The 18,933-nt window shown below is 61.1% G+C and carries 10 protein-coding genes; 5 read left to right on the forward strand and 5 right to left on the reverse strand.

The annotated features are described in order from the left end of the window. Nucleotides 1-11 precede the first annotated feature (11 nt). On the forward strand, nucleotides 12-2,690 hold the full coding sequence (locus tag HS101_00730; GenBank protein MBE7504792.1) for a PKD domain-containing protein: 2,679 nt from the start codon (nucleotides 12-14) through the stop codon (nucleotides 2,688-2,690). 138 nt (nucleotides 2,691-2,828) lie between these two features. Here the strand turns inward: HS101_00730 and HS101_00735 are convergent, their stop codons facing one another. Then, nucleotides 2,829-3,350 carry a transposase gene (locus HS101_00735; GenBank protein MBE7504793.1) on the reverse strand — a complete coding sequence of 174 codons (522 nt, stop codon included), beginning with the start codon at nucleotides 3,348-3,350 and terminating at the stop codon, nucleotides 2,829-2,831. A 573-nt stretch (nucleotides 3,351-3,923) separates the two neighbouring features. Between HS101_00735 and HS101_00740 the strand changes: the two genes are divergently transcribed. Continuing rightward, nucleotides 3,924-6,449 carry a S8 family serine peptidase gene (locus tag HS101_00740; GenBank protein ID MBE7504794.1) on the forward strand — a complete coding sequence of 842 codons (2,526 nt, stop codon included), beginning with the start codon at nucleotides 3,924-3,926 and terminating at the stop codon, nucleotides 6,447-6,449. Between the two features lie 53 nt (nucleotides 6,450-6,502). Here the strand turns inward: HS101_00740 and HS101_00745 are convergent, their stop codons facing one another. Beyond that, entirely contained in the window at nucleotides 6,503-7,618 is a 1,116-nt protein-coding gene (locus HS101_00745; protein MBE7504795.1) for a trypsin-like peptidase domain-containing protein, read from the reverse strand. 295 nt (nucleotides 7,619-7,913) lie between these two features. Here HS101_00745 and HS101_00750 point away from each other — a divergent pair, with 295 nt between their 5' ends. Continuing rightward, nucleotides 7,914-8,813 carry a hypothetical protein gene (locus HS101_00750; GenBank protein MBE7504796.1) on the forward strand — a complete coding sequence of 300 codons (900 nt, stop codon included), beginning with the start codon at nucleotides 7,914-7,916 and terminating at the stop codon, nucleotides 8,811-8,813. A gap of 143 nt (nucleotides 8,814-8,956) precedes the next feature. Then, the gene (locus HS101_00755; protein ID MBE7504797.1) at nucleotides 8,957-9,883 is read left to right on the forward strand and encodes a hypothetical protein; all 927 of its coding nucleotides are present in this window, start codon (nucleotides 8,957-8,959) and stop codon (nucleotides 9,881-9,883) included. Nucleotides 9,884-9,948: 65 nt separating this feature from the next. Here the strand turns inward: HS101_00755 and HS101_00760 are convergent, their stop codons facing one another. Next, nucleotides 9,949-10,269, reverse strand: coding sequence for a hypothetical protein (locus tag HS101_00760; GenBank protein MBE7504798.1), 321 nt, complete (start codon nucleotides 10,267-10,269; stop codon nucleotides 9,949-9,951). A 193-nt stretch (nucleotides 10,270-10,462) separates the two neighbouring features. On the opposite strand from HS101_00760, the gene HS101_00765 reads away from it, so the two are divergent. Next, on the forward strand, nucleotides 10,463-11,404 hold the full coding sequence (locus HS101_00765) for a prepilin-type N-terminal cleavage/methylation domain-containing protein (protein MBE7504799.1): 942 nt from the start codon (nucleotides 10,463-10,465) through the stop codon (nucleotides 11,402-11,404). A gap of 128 nt (nucleotides 11,405-11,532) precedes the next feature. On the opposite strand, the gene addA is transcribed toward HS101_00765, so the two are convergent. Both addA and HS101_00775 read right to left on the reverse strand, forming a co-directional pair. Next, nucleotides 11,533-15,324, reverse strand: a complete 3,792-nt coding sequence (addA, locus tag HS101_00770) for a helicase-exonuclease AddAB subunit AddA (protein MBE7504800.1) — start codon at nucleotides 15,322-15,324, stop codon at nucleotides 11,533-11,535. Then, nucleotides 15,317-18,835: a PD-(D/E)XK nuclease family protein gene (locus HS101_00775; GenBank protein ID MBE7504801.1), complete on the reverse strand. Its 3,519-nt coding sequence runs from the start codon at nucleotides 18,833-18,835 to the stop codon at nucleotides 15,317-15,319. The genes addA and HS101_00775 overlap by 8 nt, the downstream gene beginning before the upstream one ends. Nucleotides 18,836-18,933 lie beyond the last annotated feature (98 nt).

The following is an 18,933-nucleotide window of genomic DNA, read 5'->3' on the forward strand; positions in this document are numbered from 1 at the left end:
GAGGGTGAGAGATGCGTTTGTGCCTCTTGCGTGCATTGCGCGCGACGGTGATATGCATCGGCGCCATGACATCCGGTCAGGTCGCTCTTGCCGGCGGCGCGAACAATCCGCCGATCCTGCTTACCGGGCCGGCCGCGACGCCGCTGAATCCCTATCAGGGCACGCCTGTTACTTTCTCAGTCGCCGCCGTTGATCCGGATGGCGATGCCCTCACCTTCGACTGGCACTTCGACGATGGACTTCATGCGACCGGTTCGGTCGTTTTGCACCGATTCGGGGCGATAAGCACATTCATTGTCACAGTGACGGTTTCGGACGGAAACGGCGGCACAGTCGTCGACAGCGTCAGCGTCGCGGTCGATGACTATCCGATCATGGATGCCGACATCGTGCCGCCGCGGGTCCCGGCGAACTGGACGACCGGGCCGAAGTCGGTCCTAGTGATGCTGGTGGATTTTCCGAATGCAGCGGCGATCGCGACCGTCCAACAGGCAACAAATATCATGAATCAGGCGGCGCTCTTCTTCGCCGAGAACTCCTACGGGCTGATGACGATCAGCTCAACGGTCACACCGATTCTGCACCTGCCGACGACGGCTGCTGATTATCCCATTGATCCACTCGATCCGGCGGTGGGCCGTGACAGTTTGCGGCGGCTGCATCTTGACGCGCGGAATGCGGCTCGCGCGGCGGGCTTCGACGTCGATGCGTTTGACCTTGACCTGACGTGGGAACCGAATGTGACCGGGGGCAACAGCGCCGCGAACGCAAATCGCGGGTCCAACATTGAAACGCCATTTGCGGGCACCATCGAGCACGAGATCGGACATAACCTCGGGTTGCGGCACGCCGATCAGTGGCGTCCCACTACAACGAACCCGCTTGGGCCGGGAACAGACATCAACTATGGCAACATGTTCGACGCCATGGGCGCTGCGCCGGTTTATTCCGGCTCTCACTTTACGACCTATGCCAAGCACCGCCTGCAATGGCTGCCGGATTCGGCCATCATCGACGTGACATCCAGCGGCGTGTATCGCATTCACGCGTTCGATCAGCCGAATCTCAATCCTGCTCAATTCAATGCGCTGCGGATCAACAAGGACATTCGCGACTACTGGGTCAGTTTTCGGCAGGCGATCCCCTCGAATCCATGGCTGATGAACGGTGTTGAGGTCTGCTGGAGCCCATTCGGTGGAACGGGCGGCCGGCCGGAGTTGATCGACACGACACCGGAGACCTTCAACAGCGGCTCCGCGCCTGACACAAGCGATTGTCCGCTGACGATCGGGAGGACGCTCGCCGACAACGTCGCCGGGATATTCATCACGCCTGTCGGCAAGGGCAGCACATCACCGGAGTCGATGGACGTGGTCGTAAACATCGGCAACTTCGCGGGCAATAGTCCGCCGACCCTGACCTCGATCAATCCGAGTCAGACGGCTGTGTCGCCCGGTGCGACGGTGCTGTTCAGCGCCTCGGCCTCCGACGTGGACAACGATGTACTCGCGTACCATTGGGATTGGGGCGACGGTGTCTTCGCGAGTGTGAACAGTCCCAACGCATCGCACACTTTCCAGGCTGTTGGGGAATACCGGGTGCGATGTATCGCGACGGACATGAAGGGCGGAACCGCGAGCAAGTCGGCGATTATCACCGTCGGGGCGCCGGGGACGTTTCGCATCAGCGGACAGGTGCTACGCAGTGGACAGCCGCTCGCGGACGTGAAGGTGTTCTCGTCCGCCAGCGTCTTTGCCATGACGGACAGCGATGGAACCTACACGATCGTAAGCATTCCAGCGGGGAACTATTCAATTTCGGCGAATAAGTTCGATCACGGGTTTTCGCCGAGCGGCTTTAGTAACCCGGTAGTTGTCGGGCCGTCGAATGCAACGGGCAAGAGCTTCAATGCCGTGCTCAACAACACCGCCGCCCCGGTGGTCGATTCCATTCCGGACCAGTTCACAGTCGAAGGCATCGCGACGACCAAGTTTTCGTTCACGGTGAGCGATGCCCAGACTCCTGCGGCCAACCTCATGATCACGCAGTCATCAAGCAACCCGGTTCTCGTTCCGCCGAAGAATGTCGCCAGCGGCACTCAGGGCGGAGATCGAACGGTGGCAGTCTTGCCCGAGCCGGATCAATTCGGGACCGCGACGATTTTGCTGACCGTTTCGGATGGAACCCTTGTCACGACAACCAGCTTCGACGTTACGGTTCTGGCCGTGAACGATCCGCCGCTCGCGGCCGCGGATGAATTCACGACTGTGGGGCCGCTCACAGTCACGAGCCCCGGGGTGCTGGCGAATGACTCCGATGTCGAGGGCGACTTTTTCTCGGCGGCCCTGACGGCGGGGCCGATTCATGGGAGCGTTGATCTCAGTACAGACGGCTCGTTTACCTACGCGCCAGACCCGCTGTTTGTCGGCGCCGACGCGTTCGCCTATACGGCCGAAGATGCCGATTCGTCGCTCCCGACCCAGGTGAGCATTGACGTTCCTTTTGCCCGACTGGACTTGAACATGGACAGCGTCGTCGACATTCTGGACGCCATGATTTTCGGCGACGCTCTGCTCGACCCGGCGGCCAATCCGAGCCTTGTGCCACGAGGCGACCTGACCGGCGACGGCGTCCTCGATGGACTGGATATTCAACGTTTTGTGGACGCCATCTTTAGCGCAGGCCCCTAGCCCGCATATTTCATCAGTGATCTTCGAATGGTGATGGACGGAGTTTTTCGGCTTTGTGCGTGAGCGGAGGGATGAAGGTGGAGGTTGGGGCGCGCAGAGCCCCCTTACCCCCAAGCGGTGATCAGGTTGTTTTTCGGGTCATGATGGGGCGGGCGGGATCAGGCGGAGTCGTGGAACCAGGGATCGCCACAGGTCCTGCAGGGGGCAGCTGCTCGACAGTCGCAGTACGACGCGGCGCACGGAGACGACCACCCGCGCGGCGACCTTGAAGAGTTTCAGGCGAATGGTGTTCACCTGGGCCTCGGCCAGTTCGGTGCCGGCCAGGGCCGTGCGGCGCAGCGTTTCCACCAGGACGTAGGCCGCCGAGGACAACAGCAGCCGGAACTGATTGGCCAGGAAGGCGTGGCAACTGGTGCGATCGGCGAAGAGCCCGAGCTGCTGCTCCTTGATGCGGTTCTCCATGTCGCCGCGGGCCGTGTACAGACCGTCGTAGATATCGTTCGGCGTGCGGTCGGTCAGGTTGGTCACCACGAATCGAACGTTGGGCCCCTGAACCAGCCGCTCGACTTCCCGAAGCAACAGACCCCCGGCGTCTGAGGTGAGCGTTCCGCCTGTGAAATCGGCCACGATTTTCTTGCGGCCGAGACTGGAAAAGAACATCGGTTTGCTGTTACAGTCTGTCACGAAAAAGCCTCCCTGCCTATGGACCGGAATGTTCTTAAGAAACCCCAGTCTACAAGGCTTCGAGGCTTTTTCTATTCCTATTCAACGCCGACCTGATGAAATATTCGGGCTAGCTTGTTGCGCCCGATATCTGACCTTTTGCCCTCTGGGGATTGGCGAGTTTGGAGAGGAAGGATCTGGGTAATTGGCGGAAATCCGTGCGCTTCGGATGCGTCTGGTGTGCCTCTATCCACATGAACCAAGGCCGGACGGCAGGACCTGATCATCCGGCCGTGCCTGCCCACGGACTCTGTCTGCACTTTTATTGCACTTCCCAAACCGGTACACTGTTACAAACGGTCAGGTCGGTGGGTGGACCGAATCGAGCCCCCCCTAACGTCACTACCCAGCATCACAACGGGCCAACCGATGCTCAGGGCGAGTTCTCGTCAGGAGCCGAATTCCTCAGACCGATAGGACCAGTGGAGAGCAGGACCGATCCTGTGGAGTGGGTGATTGGCACTACCGGTGCCGCCATGCTTTTTATTCCTACAACGGAGAGACACGTCCATGCAGCGTTTCGCGCTCAGCCTGTTGACGGTAGCGGTCTATTCAATACTTTCCACGGTGAGCCGGGCTGCCCAACCCGTCGCCCCCATCGAGATGGCCACGCAGTCGCTTGAGCCGACCGCGCTTCATCTTCGCGCCGGCAAAATTGACCTCGATGCGTCGCGATCCATTTCACGAGCGGGCCCGGCGGTGCTTTCGGGAGCGGGGCATTTCGTGGTTCAGTTGGATGGGGCGCTGACGCCCAATCGCGTGGAGGCACTGCGCGGCGTTGGTGTCGAACTCGGTCAGTACCTTCCGGCGAATGCTTATATCGTCAAGCTGCCCGCGGGCTACGACGTGACGGCGAAGTTCGGCGATGTGCCGTTCGTCCGCTGGGTCGGGCCTTTTGAGAAGTCGTGGAAGGTCGATCCTTCAATCGGCATGCGGGCGTTTGAGACCGATGAGCGGCAGATCATCGCGGCACGAGGGGACGCGGTGCTTACGGTTGCCCTGTTTGCCGGGGAGGACATGGAAAAGGCGCTGGCAGAGATTCAGCGGATTGCCGGTGTGATCGTTCGGGACGCCGTTGACAACGAACGCGGCGCGGCGATCGAGGTGGAAATGCCGCTGGTCGACCACGCAAAACTGGCGGACATCGCGGCGGTGCAGTGGGTGGAAGAGGCTCCGGAGATCGTCCTGCGAAACTCGACGAACAAATGGATTCTGCAGACCAACGTGCTGAATTCGACCACGGTCTGGGACCACGGCATTCACGGTGAGGGCCAGGTCGGCGGGCATATCGACGGCGGCGTGCGGCAGACGCACTGCTCATTTGCCGACCCGGGCGGAAATCCAATCGGTCCGAGCCATCGGAAAATCGTCGCCTACTTTGGAAGCACAGCGGCGGACTCTCACGGAACGCATACCGCGGGCACTTTCCTGGGTGATGAGGAGCCGATCAACGGGACGACGGCAAACCGCGGCATGGCGTACCTGGCGAAGATGGCGTTTACGAACCTCGGCACGGTGACGTCGTCGAATCTCAACTCCAAGCTGGTTCAAGATCATAACTCCGGTGCGAGCGTACACAGCAATAGTTGGGGAAACGACGGATCGAGGACGTACATCACCTGGTGCCGAGATATCGACCTTTTCACGTTCAATAACGAGGACGACGTGGTGTTGTTCGCCGTGACCAACGTGAATGCCGCGGTCTATCAGCCGGAGAACGCGAAGAATGTCATCGGCGTCGCGCTGACCAGCGATACGCCGAACCAGGGCAGCCAGTGCTCCAGCGTGGGGTTTGCCCCGACACAGGACGGCCGGCGCAAGCCGGAGCTGACCGCTCCGGGATGTTCCACACTTTCGAGCAGTTCCGGGAGCGCCTGCGGCTTCACCAGCAGCGGGTTTACCGGGAATTCGATGGCGTGCCCTGCGGTGGCCGGCGCGGCGCTTCTTGTCCGTCAGTATTTCATGGACGGATTTTATCCGAGCGGCGCGGCCGTGCCTGGCGACGGGTTTACGCCGACCGGTGCGCTGATTCGCGCGACGCTGACGAATTCGGCGGTCGATATGTCCGGGGTGTCCGGTTTTCCGGCGACGCGCGAGGGCTGGGGTCGCGTGCTGCTTGAGAATGCGCTCTATTTTGGGGGTGATGCAAGGAAGCTCATTGTGCTGGAGGACCTTCGCAATGCATCGGGGTTGACCACGGGGCAATCGCGCGAGTACACGGTGTTCGTCAATGACAACGCGGAGTCGCTCAAGCTCAGCCTGGTGTGGACGGAGAAGGAAGCCGCGGTCAACGCGAATCCGGCGTATATCAATAATCTCAACCTGACCGTGACCTCTCCGACGAGCCTCGTCTATCAGGGCAATGTGTTTGCCGGCGGGCAGTCGACAACAGGTGGATCCGCGGACCTGATCAACAATACCGAACAAGTGCTCATCAACACGCCGGAGTTGGGGACGTACACAGTGCGTGTGGATGCGGCGACTGTGAACACACCGGGCCCACAGGGCTACGCACTGGTGGCCACCGGCGACGTCAGTCCGTTCATTCCGCTGCCCACGATCGAGTCGATCACGCCGCCATCCGGTGAAGCCGATACGGTGGTGCAGATTACCGAGCTGTTGGGGACGAACTTTCAGACCAGCGGCATGACGTTTGTGAAGCTGACCCGCCCGGGTTACCCGGATATCGATGCGAAAAACGTCAACGTTGTCGACTCATCGCATATCACGTGCATGTTTGATCTATTCGGCGCGGAGGTCGGTTTCTGGGACGTGGATCTCAAAGATCCGGACAACAACTTGGCCAGCATGCCGGGCGGATTTGAAGTCACGGTCACGTGCACCAAAGGCGATGTGAACGACAACGGCTTCGTCGACGGGCTCGATCTTCAGAGATTTGTTGACCTGCTCGCCGGAGGTGCCGGGCTGGCGAGAGAAAAGTGCGCCGGAGACGTCGAGCTTGTTCCTGACAACGACGTCGATCAGGACGACGTGGCGCCCTTCGTCGATTGTCTGCTGGGCGGCGGATGCCCGTAGGACATGGCGACGATAAAGGTCAAGGGCGCGAGGCTGATCGCACCCGGGCGCTGCTAGTTCGCGGCCTGGAGCTTGACTTTCGCGGTCTGTTCCATGTTGTCGCGGATAAAGCGTACGGTCACGACTTCACCCGGTTTGTAGTTTTCAAGGGCTGCGCGGAGGTCATCGTATGAGGCCACCGGTGCGTCGTTGATCCCGACAATCAAGTCGCCCAGAAGAATGTGGCCGTCACGAGCCACTCGCGTGGGTCGCAGGCGAGCCTCGGCGGCGCCGGTTCCCTCCACGACCGACTCAATCAAGACGCCCTTAAGACCCCATGCACGAACGTAGTTATCTGGCACCATGGTGATGCCAAGGTAGGGCCGGATTACGCGGCCGTGGGCGATGAGCTGCGGAACGACTTCGTTAACTGTGTCGACCGGCACGGCGAAGCCGATTCCCGCGCTGGTGCCGGAGGGGCTGTAGATCATTGTGTTCATGCCGATGAGCCGGCCGGCGCTATCGAGAAGCGGCCCACCGGAGTTTCCCGGGTTGATGGCGGCGTCGGTCTGGATCACGCCGTCGATCGTTTGTCCCATCGGATTGCGGATGGATCGGCCGAGGGCACTGACGATGCCGGTCGTGAGCGTCTGATCGAATCCAAAGGGATTGCCGATGGCGAACACCTTCTGTCCGACCTGAAGATCGCTGGAGCGGCCGACCGGCACGGGTCGCAAGTCGCCCGCCGGCGCCTCGATGGCAAGGACGGCGATGTCATTGGACGGCTCGACCCCGACGAGTCTGGCCTTCCAACTCGACCGATCGGAGAGTCGGACGAGTACCTCCTCCGCGCCGCGAATGACGTGAAAATTTGTGACAATGTGGCCCTGCTCATCCCAGATGAACCCGGAGCCGGTGCCCTCTTCGGGAACTTCGAGGACACGAAACATCCCGATCGGCTCCCGACGGACGGCTTTGCTGGTGATATAGACGACCGACCTGGAGGAGGTCTGGAAAAGGTCGATGGTGGATTTCTCGTCACTGGCCAGTTCTCCCCGGGCGGTCACGATCCTGGGAGCTGCGTTGGACGAAACGCCTGCACCGCGAATCTGTCCGACCAGGAGCCAGCCACCGGCCAGGCCGAGCAGCACACCCCCGAGCAAGGGTAATCGACGGCTGGGCAAATGCACCTGCGTTGTTCCGTAGTCGTTTACGTTCAAGATGTCACCTCTACGTGCTTACGGCCTCATGCTATATGGGGCGCGATTCATCATGACTGACGGGGCAACAAGAGATAATACCCATTTATGCCAAATCCGGGTAAACCCGGCCATCGCGGGCGGAAAACTCACGTTCTGCAATTCGTGCCGGTGCGAATCCTGCGCCGGACTGGTTGCTTCAGCGAACACGTCCAATGGCCGATAAGTCGGAACGAGGACATGGCGAAGAAACCGGCCGCAATCGGCCCTGCGAAGGAGCGTACTCTTGAGCAAGCTCAACCTGATTATTCTAGTCATTTGCATGGCCACGGCAGCCGGGGTCGGCTGTGATACGTCGGCGACCTCCTACCTCGACGCCGGGGCGAACCTGAACATTCCGGACGGCATCGATCCGACGAACCCCAAAATTGAACGAACGACGATTTCGGTGGATTTCACCGACGTGAGAATCGTCCGAGTGGACATCCCCACCGGTCGGGTGTCGATTTCGCAGAGCCTCGACGGCAGTTCATCGCTGAGAGTTACAGAGACGATCATTCCCGACGGGATCAGTCGGGAGGCGATGGAGAAGCAACTGAGCGAATCGGTGGTGAAGGCCCAGCGGTCGTTTGTTGATAACACGCGGCTGGATATCAAGGCGAGCTATTCGCCGAGCCTGGCTTCGACCGACATTGCATTCGACATTCGGCTGGTTCTTCCGGCAGGGGCGAACATTGAAGTCTTTGCGGAGAATGCGCCGGTTGAGATCATCGACCTTGTCGGAAACGTTGAAATTCAGACGGCCAATGGGGCCGTGACGCTCGACAACATCGTCGGCAGCCTGGTTGCACGCACGAGCAACCGGCCGATCCAGGCCCGTTCCATTTCCGGAAATGTACAACTCACCACCTCGGAGGCGGCGGTTTCGGTTCGCCTGGAACCATCGATCACCGGCGCGATCAGCGTGACGACGACGAACGCTCCGATTCAGATGGCAATCGGGCGCAAGACTACGGCTGCACTTGACCTCACCAGCACGGGCGGCGTGATCTCCGCGGACCTGACGGGATTCCTCGTGTCCGACATCACCACCGGAGCCGGGTTTCTGCGCGGCGTTCTCAATGGCGGCGGCGGTCGGATTGAAGCTCGGACGACAACCGCCGCGATAGAATTCGTCGGCTTCTAGACGCATGGGGCGCACAATCTGCGCGGCTGGCTTCACCTCACGGAGCACCTTTTCGCCCATCTGGCGACGGAATGGTCGAACGGTCGATCAGTATTGATATGAATGCCCGATAGACCGAACGAATTTCCGACTTGAGAACCCCCATGGCTCATAAGCCGCCGTCCACCTATGGCCGCGCCGTTCGACAAACCCTGAACTGGCTCGTCACGAAAGAGTACGTCGATCAGCCCTCCAGCGCGCGGGGCGAGGCCCAGTATTTGCTTTGCCACGCCCAGCGTCTGCACGAATCGCTGACGCGACTTCCGCGGGCGGGCGAGAACAAGAAGTGCCTCGTGATCGGATCGTGGGGACTTGAGGTGCCCTATCTTGCGGGCGAGTTGGGATGGAGCGATGTCACCTGCCTTTGCGCGCCGACCAGTCGGGAAGGCGTTCGTCAGCGACGGGTTCGAAGGCATCCCAACGGCGACGCCCAGTATGGTTTTACGCTGATTGAGCACGACATTGAGAGCGGCTCCTGGCCGTTTGTTGATGGGGAGTTCGGCCTCTGCGTCTATTGGGGCTGCATGGAGCATCTGCGCAGCGATCCGGAATTCTCGCTCTACGAACTGAATCGCGTATCCGCTCCGGGGGCGACCGTCAGTCTTATCACCGACAACGCCATCAGCTTTCAGGCGACGCACTCCATGCTGCGCGGGCATCCGATGCCCATGCGAATTCACTGGCCCAGCTCCGAGGGACATTGGCGACTGTACACGCCGCCGGAAATCGGCGAACTGCTTGAGGGCACCGGCTGGCGGGTGGACGTCCTCACGTCGATTGTTCAGGACCCGCCAACTTACTGGAAGTGGTGGAAGCGCTGGCTGTTCAAGCGGTTGGTCGCCGATCAACGACGAGGATTTGGGCTTGCCGAGCCGTACTGGAACGCCTTTGTCCTTGCGCACGCCACGAAGACTGCGCCTGCCACTCGAAGCTATCCCAAGTGGCTCTACAAGGACGAGAAGATTCGCCAATTGAAGGTGGACATGCTTGAGATCGTTTCGCGCGAGCCGTCGCACGCACTGGCCGGATAGCGTCTTCGTATTTTCTTGCGAGTGATTCGAGCCGCAGATGCAGGCACACGGCGTTTTCCGAATACCTACCAAGGGCGGCGGGGTTCATAGGCGACCGGTTCCGACTGATCGCTAATGGCGCAGCCCACAAGTACCAGTTCCGGACTTGAGGTCGGCGTGATGCGAGCGATCCGCACGTTTCGTTCCAGCGGGGCCCACATGCCGTCGTCTTTGCGGCGAAGATGGAGTTCGTCGCCCGGGGTCAATGCGTGCAAAGCGTGCGTGAGAAAGCCGAGGCCCGAGGGCGAGTTGTCCACGGTCCATGCGCGGTGATCTTCGATGCGCCCGGGCCGCTTCCAGCGGATGACCTCGTCAGCTTCTGTGCGAATTTCTCTTCGTCGTTCCATTTGCTGGCCCCCGTCGTTTGTGACTCGTTTGCCTTGCTGCACCCATCGGTTCTCCAGACTGCCGGGCTTAGTCCGCTTTGCGAAGAATTCGCCGACTGTTTTCAAGAAAACTGTGCCAGGCCCCTGCGCGGATGAAAAGGGCATTGTTTGCGGACATTTGAATCGATCGGTACAGGTTGCTAGACTAAATCGAATGAAATGCCGGAAAGAAAGACGTACGTTAGCCGTTGAGCACCATGCCTTTACGCTGATCGAACTCCTCGTTGTTATTTCCATCATCGCGATCATCATCGCTCTGCTGCTGCCCGCCCTGTCCTCAGCGAGGCAAAGCGGCATCAGCAATGTGTGCCTGGCCAACCTGCGCACGCTTGGGCAGGGCCTGACGATGTATTCCACCGACCATCAAGACCAGCTTGTTCCCGGTCGACTGCCGAAGCTGAACAATGACAATTGGCGCGCACTGGTGAAGGGTGGCTGGAAGTATCGGCCGACTTTTCTGGCGATGATGGGAACCAACGTCAATCTGGCGGCGTTCGACGACCCGATGGCTTCGAAGAATACGATCGATCGATTTGGCGAGCCCGGCGATCAGCAGAACTACTCGAGCAAGGTCTATGTCTGCCCCGGCGTGCCGAACTGGACGGACGAGCGCAACGGGGCATATGGATATAATTACCAATTCCTCGGCAATTCACGAATCAGCGATTCCGCAGATCCAACTTCGTTCAAGAACTGGCCGGTCAGCGTCACGCGCATTCACGACACCTCACGCACCGTGGCGGTTGCAGACTGCATGGGCACCGCCGCCACCGTCGCCGCGAAGGACCGCGTACCCTACGAAAACAACGGCCGCAATCCACACGGGATGGGCAACGAGGGATTCAACCTCGATCCGCCGAGAATCGACCAGGCCCTGGGTGAGTCGGCAGGCTTTCCGGATGAGCGAACGGCCGCCGATCCCCGTCACCTCGGCAAGTCCGCCGTCCTGTTTGTCGACACGCATGCCTCCCTGGAACTGCCCGCGAACCTCGGATATCGCGTTCGTAACGACGGCAGCTATGCATTTGACGGAAACAACTCGTTGTGGTCAGGCACCGGACGCAATGAGGCGTGGATGCCGGGCTACGGTTTCTAATCATCAGACTCATCTGATGTTTGGAGTGCCGGGGACCCCCAGTCCCCGCATTCTCTCTCCGGCCCAGCAGAGCCAAAGCACCTGCCAATAATTCAGCCATGTGGCAGTCGAGCAGATCGATTGGGTTCCTATTCGACCTGTGTAGCTGATTCTGGCGCCACTTCGACGATCTGGCGCGCGGTGAGAAAAGCCAGATGCAGCCGGTGGACAGGCCGGCCCCAGGTCATTTCCACGGCATTGGCGTAGATGCGCAATTGGCCCGCGTATGCGGCGGCCCTTTGAGCCACACCTTCGCCTGTGACGCGATCGGTCTTGTAATCGAGGATTTCCAGACCATCGCCGGAATCGAACAGACAATCGACGATGCCGCGCACCAGCATGACATCCTGCCGATCGGCTTGCCTTGCCGCGGGATCGTAGCGGGCGGGATCCACGCCGATGACAAAGGGCCACTCGCGATGGACGATTACCCGCGAATCGCGAATTCGTCGGCCAAGATCGGTGGTGAAAAACCATGCCAGAGCCGCAAGATCAATCTGATCGCCTTCGACCTGAAGGAGATCGCCGGCCTGAATGATGGACGCGAGTTGATCCTGGAGATTTGCTTCATCGCAGGGCTGCGTCAGTTCGACGCGCTGGAGGAATTCGTGTGTCCATGTGCCGCGCTGGGTCTGGTCGATGGACGCCTCGGTGGATCGGAAAGACGGCGAGCGAAGTCGGCTTGCATCGATTTCACGCTTCGTACCCGCCCCCTGCGAGGAATGCCACGGGTGAGCCGGATCATCGGCATCCTCCAGAGCATTCCAGCGCCGCTTGAGCACGCTCGCGGCGGCCACGGCCGGCACGCGCGTCATGGCCTGGGCGGGATAGGTACTGGTCAGGCGGCGCTCGATGAGTTTGACCCATGCACCCGAATCGGCATCCGCGGCTGTTGCCGAAAAGTCGAGCTTGTCGAAGGCGGCGATCTTTTCCAGGCGGCTCGCGACGTCGGCTTTGACGGGCGGCTCCAGTTGCCAGCGCCCCATCTCCGCAGCGTCGTACACGCGCACGAAGAACCGCTCGTCACTGCCATTGTCCTTCGCATCAGCCCATGCCGAGGGGTGACAGGCGAGCGCCTGAGTCACCCAGTCGAGGGCGCTCGTGGCCGAACGCCGATCGGCCACCGACAACGGGCCGATGTGGCTTGCAAGCCGAGCTCGCCACTCGTCGATCCGGCTGAGGCGCTTTGTTCCTATCGCGATGAGGCGCTCTTTGGCGCGGGTCATCGCCACGTAGAGCACGCGAAGCTCCTCGGCGAGCGACTGTCGCTTGACGGCCTCGGCGACCATGCGGTGCGGCAACGACTCGTAGCGAATTCGCTTCTTGAGATCGACCGCCTCCATGCCGACACCCAACTCGCGATCGAACAAGATCGATCCACGACAATCGGATAGATTGAATCGCTTGCCCAATTCCGCCACGATGACGACGGGGTATTCCAGACCCTTGCTGCGGTGGATGGTCATGACTCGAACAACATCCTGCGGACCGGTCATGACTGATCCGGGCTCGAGGTCTTCGCCCATCGCGCGGACGCCGTCGATGAATTGGAGGAATCGCAGCAGCCCCTGCTTGCGAAACGAACCGAATTGGCGGGCGTATTCGTGAATGCGGATGAGATTCGCTCTTCGCTGAAGACCGTCTCGCAGACCGCTGACGTAGGCGAGGTAGCCGCTTTCTTCGTAGATATCCCAGATGGTCTCGGCGAGCGGGCGGTGCCGTGCCCTTTGGCGCCATTTGTCGATTTGATCGCGGATTCGCGCGAGTCGGGTCCGCAGAGCGGCATCTGCCCCGCTGTCCGCACAGGTCCAGACCGCTTCGCAGAAAGCGACGCCCGGCGGGCTGGCCTTGGGGCTTCGGCGAATCTCCACTAATTCGGAATCGTTCAGCGGGGTACCGAACAGCGGCGACCGCAAGATTGCGGCGAGTGGAATATCCTGCAAGGGGTTGTCGATGACGGCGAGGAGCGAGAGGACATCCTGCGCCTCCAGGGCCTCAAACAATCCACCGGACGTGTCGCTGAAGACCGGGATGCCGCAGCGAACGAGGGTGCGGATGAAAAGGCCTGCCCGGGCCTGCATGGAGCGCATGAGGATGACGATGTCGCCGTATTCATATCCCTGAGCGATACAATCCTTGATGCGTTCGGCGCAGACCATTGCCTCGCGCTCGATGCGGACGAGTTCGGCGGCGCCGGAATCCTCAGTCGCGTCTTCGGTGTCGTGCGCGTCGTCGCTCGCCGCCGAAGCGAAGTCTTCGAGCAGGTGCAGTTCCAACGGCGGGCCGACAGCGGGGCGGAAATCCGTTTCTTTGCGGCCGGGGCGGAGCTTCGCGGAATCGTCATAGGCAATCCCGCCCAGCTCCGGTGTCATCAGCCGCTCGAAGATAGCGTTGACGGCGTCCAGCAGGATCGGGCGGCTGCGAAAGTTGTCGGCCAGGTCGATCGCGACACCGCGACTCTCGGGCTTACCGGCGGCGGCAAGGAAGGCTGCCCTGCGATCGAGGAACAGCCGTGGCTCGGCGAGGCGGAAGCGATAAATGCTCTGCTTCACATCGCCGACAGTGAACATGTTTGCCGGGCGCGGGGCAATGGTCTCTCGACTAACGAGACGAAGAATCTCCGCCTGGACCGGATTGATGTCCTGAAACTCATCGACCAGGACATGCTCGAATTGGTCGCGCAGGCGCGCCGCGACGCCGTTGGCCTCATCCGCCAACAACGCGAGCGCGCGACGTTCCAGATCGGTGAAATCGAGGACGCCGAGTTCCGCCTTGGCCGCCTGATATCGGGCACGGAAATCGACCGCGAGCTGAAAGAGGAGTGCGACATTTGACCTTGTCCGGTCGATCCCTTCGCCCCAATCTGTAACCGAGAAACGGCCGAACGGCTTCTTGAGTCGAGTTTCGAAGAGATCTTTTTTGATCTTCCGCACGAGCTCCGCGGCGTCGATGAAGGCCTGTTTATCCACCTCCGACAGATCGTTGAACTTTTTGCCCTTGCGCGGCGGCGAAGGGAACTGAAAGTCGGGAATGAGCCGAAGGCAAAAGTCATCCACTTTCGCGGCATCGGGAATGGTCCCCAGACTCGACTGCCAACTCGCCAGCGCGGCGGCGTATTCTCGGAGACAATCGGCAGACGCGGTCGCAGAGGACGGCCAGTCGGAGAGCATGCGGATGTAGTCCGCGAGAAGTGTCGATTGGAGACTGAGTTCCTCCTGCAATTCGCCAAGAAGCCACTCCAGCCAGAATAACGAAAGTGCATCCCCAGACGAGCCCATCCGCTTGTTTGCCTGAGCGATCCAGGCCTGGGGGTCCGGCAACGAAGCGAGGAACTCATCCAATTGCTGAATGAGCTTCATCAGCAAGCGCTCGGAAGCCCCGCCATAGGCGCTGAGAAAATCGAAAAACGCCTCCGCATCAGCGTCCTTTTTGCCTTCGTAATCATCGAAGACCGCCTCTACTGCTTCCTGGCGCATGAGCCGTGCGTCGGCCGGATTGAGGATCGGCACCTGGGGGTCAAGGTCAGCCTGCGGGAAGAAACGCGCAAGAAGCCGGCGGCAGAAGGAGTGAAGCGTCGAAATATGGGCGGAGTCGAGCAGGGCTAGTTGACCCTGCAGCCGGGCGTGTGAGGGACTTCGCTCCAGACGACTCCGAAGGGCGGCGCCGATCCGACTTCGCATCTCGGCGGCCGCGGCATCGGTGAAGGTCACGACGAGCAGACGATCGACGCCGCACGGCCGCTTTTCATCGGCGATCAATCGCGCGCAGCGTTCGGCCAAAACGGCGGTCTTTCCGCTGCCGGCTGCCGCTGAAACGAGAATGCTGCCGCCCATGGCATCCAGCGCGGCCTGCTGTGATGGCGTCCAGCGAATCTCACTCATTTTCGCGACCCACCTTTTTGAAGACATCTTCTCGACTCATCGACTCCAGGCGGTTCAGATTTCGCGTGGCGTACTCGATGCGGCAGACGCCTCGGAATGCGCAGGTGCCGCATGGCGTCCAGGTGCCGAGCATCGCCGGTGTCACCGAGATGTCCCCGCCGATCCATCGGGACGCGAGCTCGCTCATCCGATTGCGCATGTGCTCTAGCAGCTCCGGCAGCTTGCCCGAGGGAATGGTGTCGGTGGCATCGAGGCTTCCCGGCGAGCCGTCCTTTTTGCGGTACACGAGGAATTTTTGGCTCCATCCTGTCTCGACCGTCGGGTCCAGCTCGTTGATCCAGTCGAAATCCACGACGCCGCGCGGACGAAAAGCCGACAGCGGCAAGGCGTCGCCCGACTCGACGTCCGAGGGGTGATCCACCTTCCTCAGACCAGCAAGCAGGGGAAGATAGAACGCACCGCCGGGCACGAGCTTTGCGCCCGCGAGTTTGTCGCCGTGATCGCGGATCACCAGCAGGTAGGAAAGCAACTGGAGGGCGAGGCCGTGATAGGCTTCGTCCAGCCTGAGGGATCGACCGAGCGACCGCTTGTAGTCAAAGACGACCGCCAGATTGGTGTCACCGACCTGAAGAACATCGACGCGATCCATCTTGCCGCGCAGCTCGATCGTCTTTCCATCTTTCGTCGTCAACAGGAGCGCGGGGAGTCCGTCTTCACCGGACATTCCGAAGGCTCGCTCGGTCGCGATCGGCTTGAGCTTCGACCCACCGAGGGAGAAACGCTCGCCTTCCTTGGCGACGGTCAACTCGCGTTCGCCACGGGCGATGGTCCGTTCGATCTTGCCGGAATCGAGTCGAATTTCCTCGGCATACCGGGGAACGGCCTGTTGGATGATCCTCGACAGGCTGCCGGCGATCTCGTCAGGAGAGGCCTCGCCAAGCGTCGTGCCCGACTCATTGAGTTCGTTGACGTATTGCTCCAAAACATCGTGATAGATTCTGCCGAGATCGAGACGGCTGAGCTCGTGCAGCGGTCGCGGCTCGAGACGCAGTCCGTAACCGACGAAATGTTGAAACGGGCATGCGGCGTAGGTCTCCAGCGCGGTGACGCTGATCCGATAGGGCTCCTTCCACAACAAGCGTCGCGCGGGCAGGGTCAAACTCGCATCGGGGCGGCGTCCCAAGGATCGCAGCGCGGCAGTCATCGTCGGATGCAATGACTCGCAATTGCGCGTCCATTCGTAAAGGGCATGCCACGAATCGGCCTCTGCCGGATCGAGCCGTCCTTCACCGGAAGCGCGCATGCGTTCCGAGATGTGGGAGGCCAGTCCTCCGACACTGCTGATGATCGCCGCATCCGGCGGCCACGAGCGCCCCTGAGGCAGCCAGTCGGCCGCGTCGATCACTTCTGCACCCGATGCAGCACACAGTGCAGGCATGAAAGGAGAGGCGCCAAGCGCCTTGCCCTCCTCGTCGGCCTGCGGATAACTCACCCAGAGAAACTCGCTGGGGCGGGTAAACGCGATATACGCCAGCATTCGCTCATCCAGAAGCCGGCTCGTCTGTTTCGCACCGAGGGCGACTCCGAATCGCTCAAGGCATGTTCGATGCTCGTCCGCAAAGATAGCCTCTTCCGCAATCCGCGCGGGAAACACCCCCTCCGAAAAACCGAGAACGAATACGGCGCGGACGGGCGGGTGACGGCTCCGTTCAATCGAGCTGACGAGCACCTGATCGATGGTCGAAGGAACCAGGCCGAGTGTGAAGTCGGCGAGGCCGGACTCGATGACCTCGCGGAATCTTGCGCCGCTCATCGGCTCGGCGCCGAGGGTGTCGGCGGCCTCGTCGAGCAGCTTGATGAGATCGTCCCAGACCTGATCGTGCTCTGCGGCTTCGTCGATTCGACCGCTCGTCGCTGCGATCTCGGCCCACCCCGCGATGGACTCGCGCACGGCGAAACGATCCATCACCTCCATCAGCCCTTCGAGCCGGTGCTGACACGTGGGACGCATTGCCCTGTCCTTATCGCCGGGTAGCCAATCGCCGAGACGCTCCGCGATCTTGCGCCTCGATTGGTTGATTTCGTTGAGAGACGCAATGCTTTCAGGCGTCCTTCGCGCATCAGAGCCTGCCGCGCGGACAGGATACGGCCAATCCGATTCCCACAGGGCCGCGGTCGAAAGTCCGTGGGCGAGGATGTAGTTCTCGATCGCGGCGGCCGCGTCATCTTCCAGACCGGAGAGCCCGCTTTTGAGGATGGTGAGGATGCACTGGTCGAACGGCGCGCCGCCGAGGATACCCAGGACGGCGCGGACGAATTGGACCAACGGATGATGAAAGGTCGGCCTGCGACGGTCGATGAAGTACGGGATGCCGCGTGCCGTCAGTGCGGACGATATGAGGTCGTGATACGGCGTCAAGTCGCGCACCACGATCGCCACGTCGCGATAGCGCAGCGGGGACGAATCGCGCTGGACCATATCGACGATCGCCGCGACGGCGGCCTCTACCTCCTCACGTCGATCAAGCACGCGAATCAGATGTACGCCGCTTTCACGCGATGACTCGACCGGCCGAGGATCGGCGCCTGAGGCCGAAACATGGAAGAAGCTGCGCTCGAGTCGGGCGAGTTGGGCAGTTCGGGAAAACCGGGGCAACGATTTGCCGCCCAAGATAACGGGCTCATCTGTATGCACGCCGGCATCGCGCGCCGCGCGGGCCAAGGCAAACCATGTACGTTCGGTTCTGGCAAAAAGAGAAAGGTCATCCGGCGCGGCGTCCAGATCGCCCACGCGTCGCATGCTCGGATCGAGGAGCAAGGCGACATCGACGTGTGCCGCCTGCGAGGCCAGCGCGACGATCATGCGGATCTGCTGCTGCGTCAGGCCAGCGAAACCGTCGATCCAGATTCGCGAGCCGTCGGGCCAATCGAGGCTCGATAGGCGCGACCGGGCCAGATCGAGGACCGCCTCGGGATCGACGCGCTGCGACCCCAGGTACTCCAGATAGGCGCGGAAAATGATCGCCATGTCGTGCAGGCGCGGGCTCGTTGGGTCGTTTTCGGTTTCCGCGGCTCGAGCGGCGCTTTCGAGGTGGTCCGGCGTGACGGCCTCCTGCAAGAGCTCGACGATTCCCGACGCGACGGTGGCGAGAAAGCCGGCGCGATCCGACACCTTTGAGAACTCTCGCAGCCTGCGGGAGTGACGGGCGATGATGTATCGCAGGGCCATTTGGCGACCAGTCGGCGTAATCAATGCGGGCGTGGGGCCGGATGACTCGTTGAAGATGCGATGAGCCAGTCGGCGGAAACTCAGGACGTCGCACCGTCCCAGCGCCGGGGGAGAAAGCATCGACAGCAGCGAACGCTCCATCTGCAAGCCGGCCTGCTCGGGAACGAGCATGATAAGCCGCGGGCCTTCGAGGCGACTGGACGTTAATTGGCGGCAAACTTCCGATTGGCAATAGTGCGTCTTGCCGCTTCCTGCCCGACCTGCTATGAGCCGCAGTGCCACCAGCTGCTCCCTGGAGGAATGAAGTTGCTTCGACGACCGCCTCGCACGACGAATGCCCGATGCTAGAATGTGCTCAGGCTGCTGCGCAGTCAAGAAAG

It is taken from the genome of Planctomycetia bacterium, from assembly GCA_015075745.1.
Lineage (GTDB): Bacteria > Planctomycetota > Phycisphaerae > UBA1845 > UTPLA1 > UTPLA1.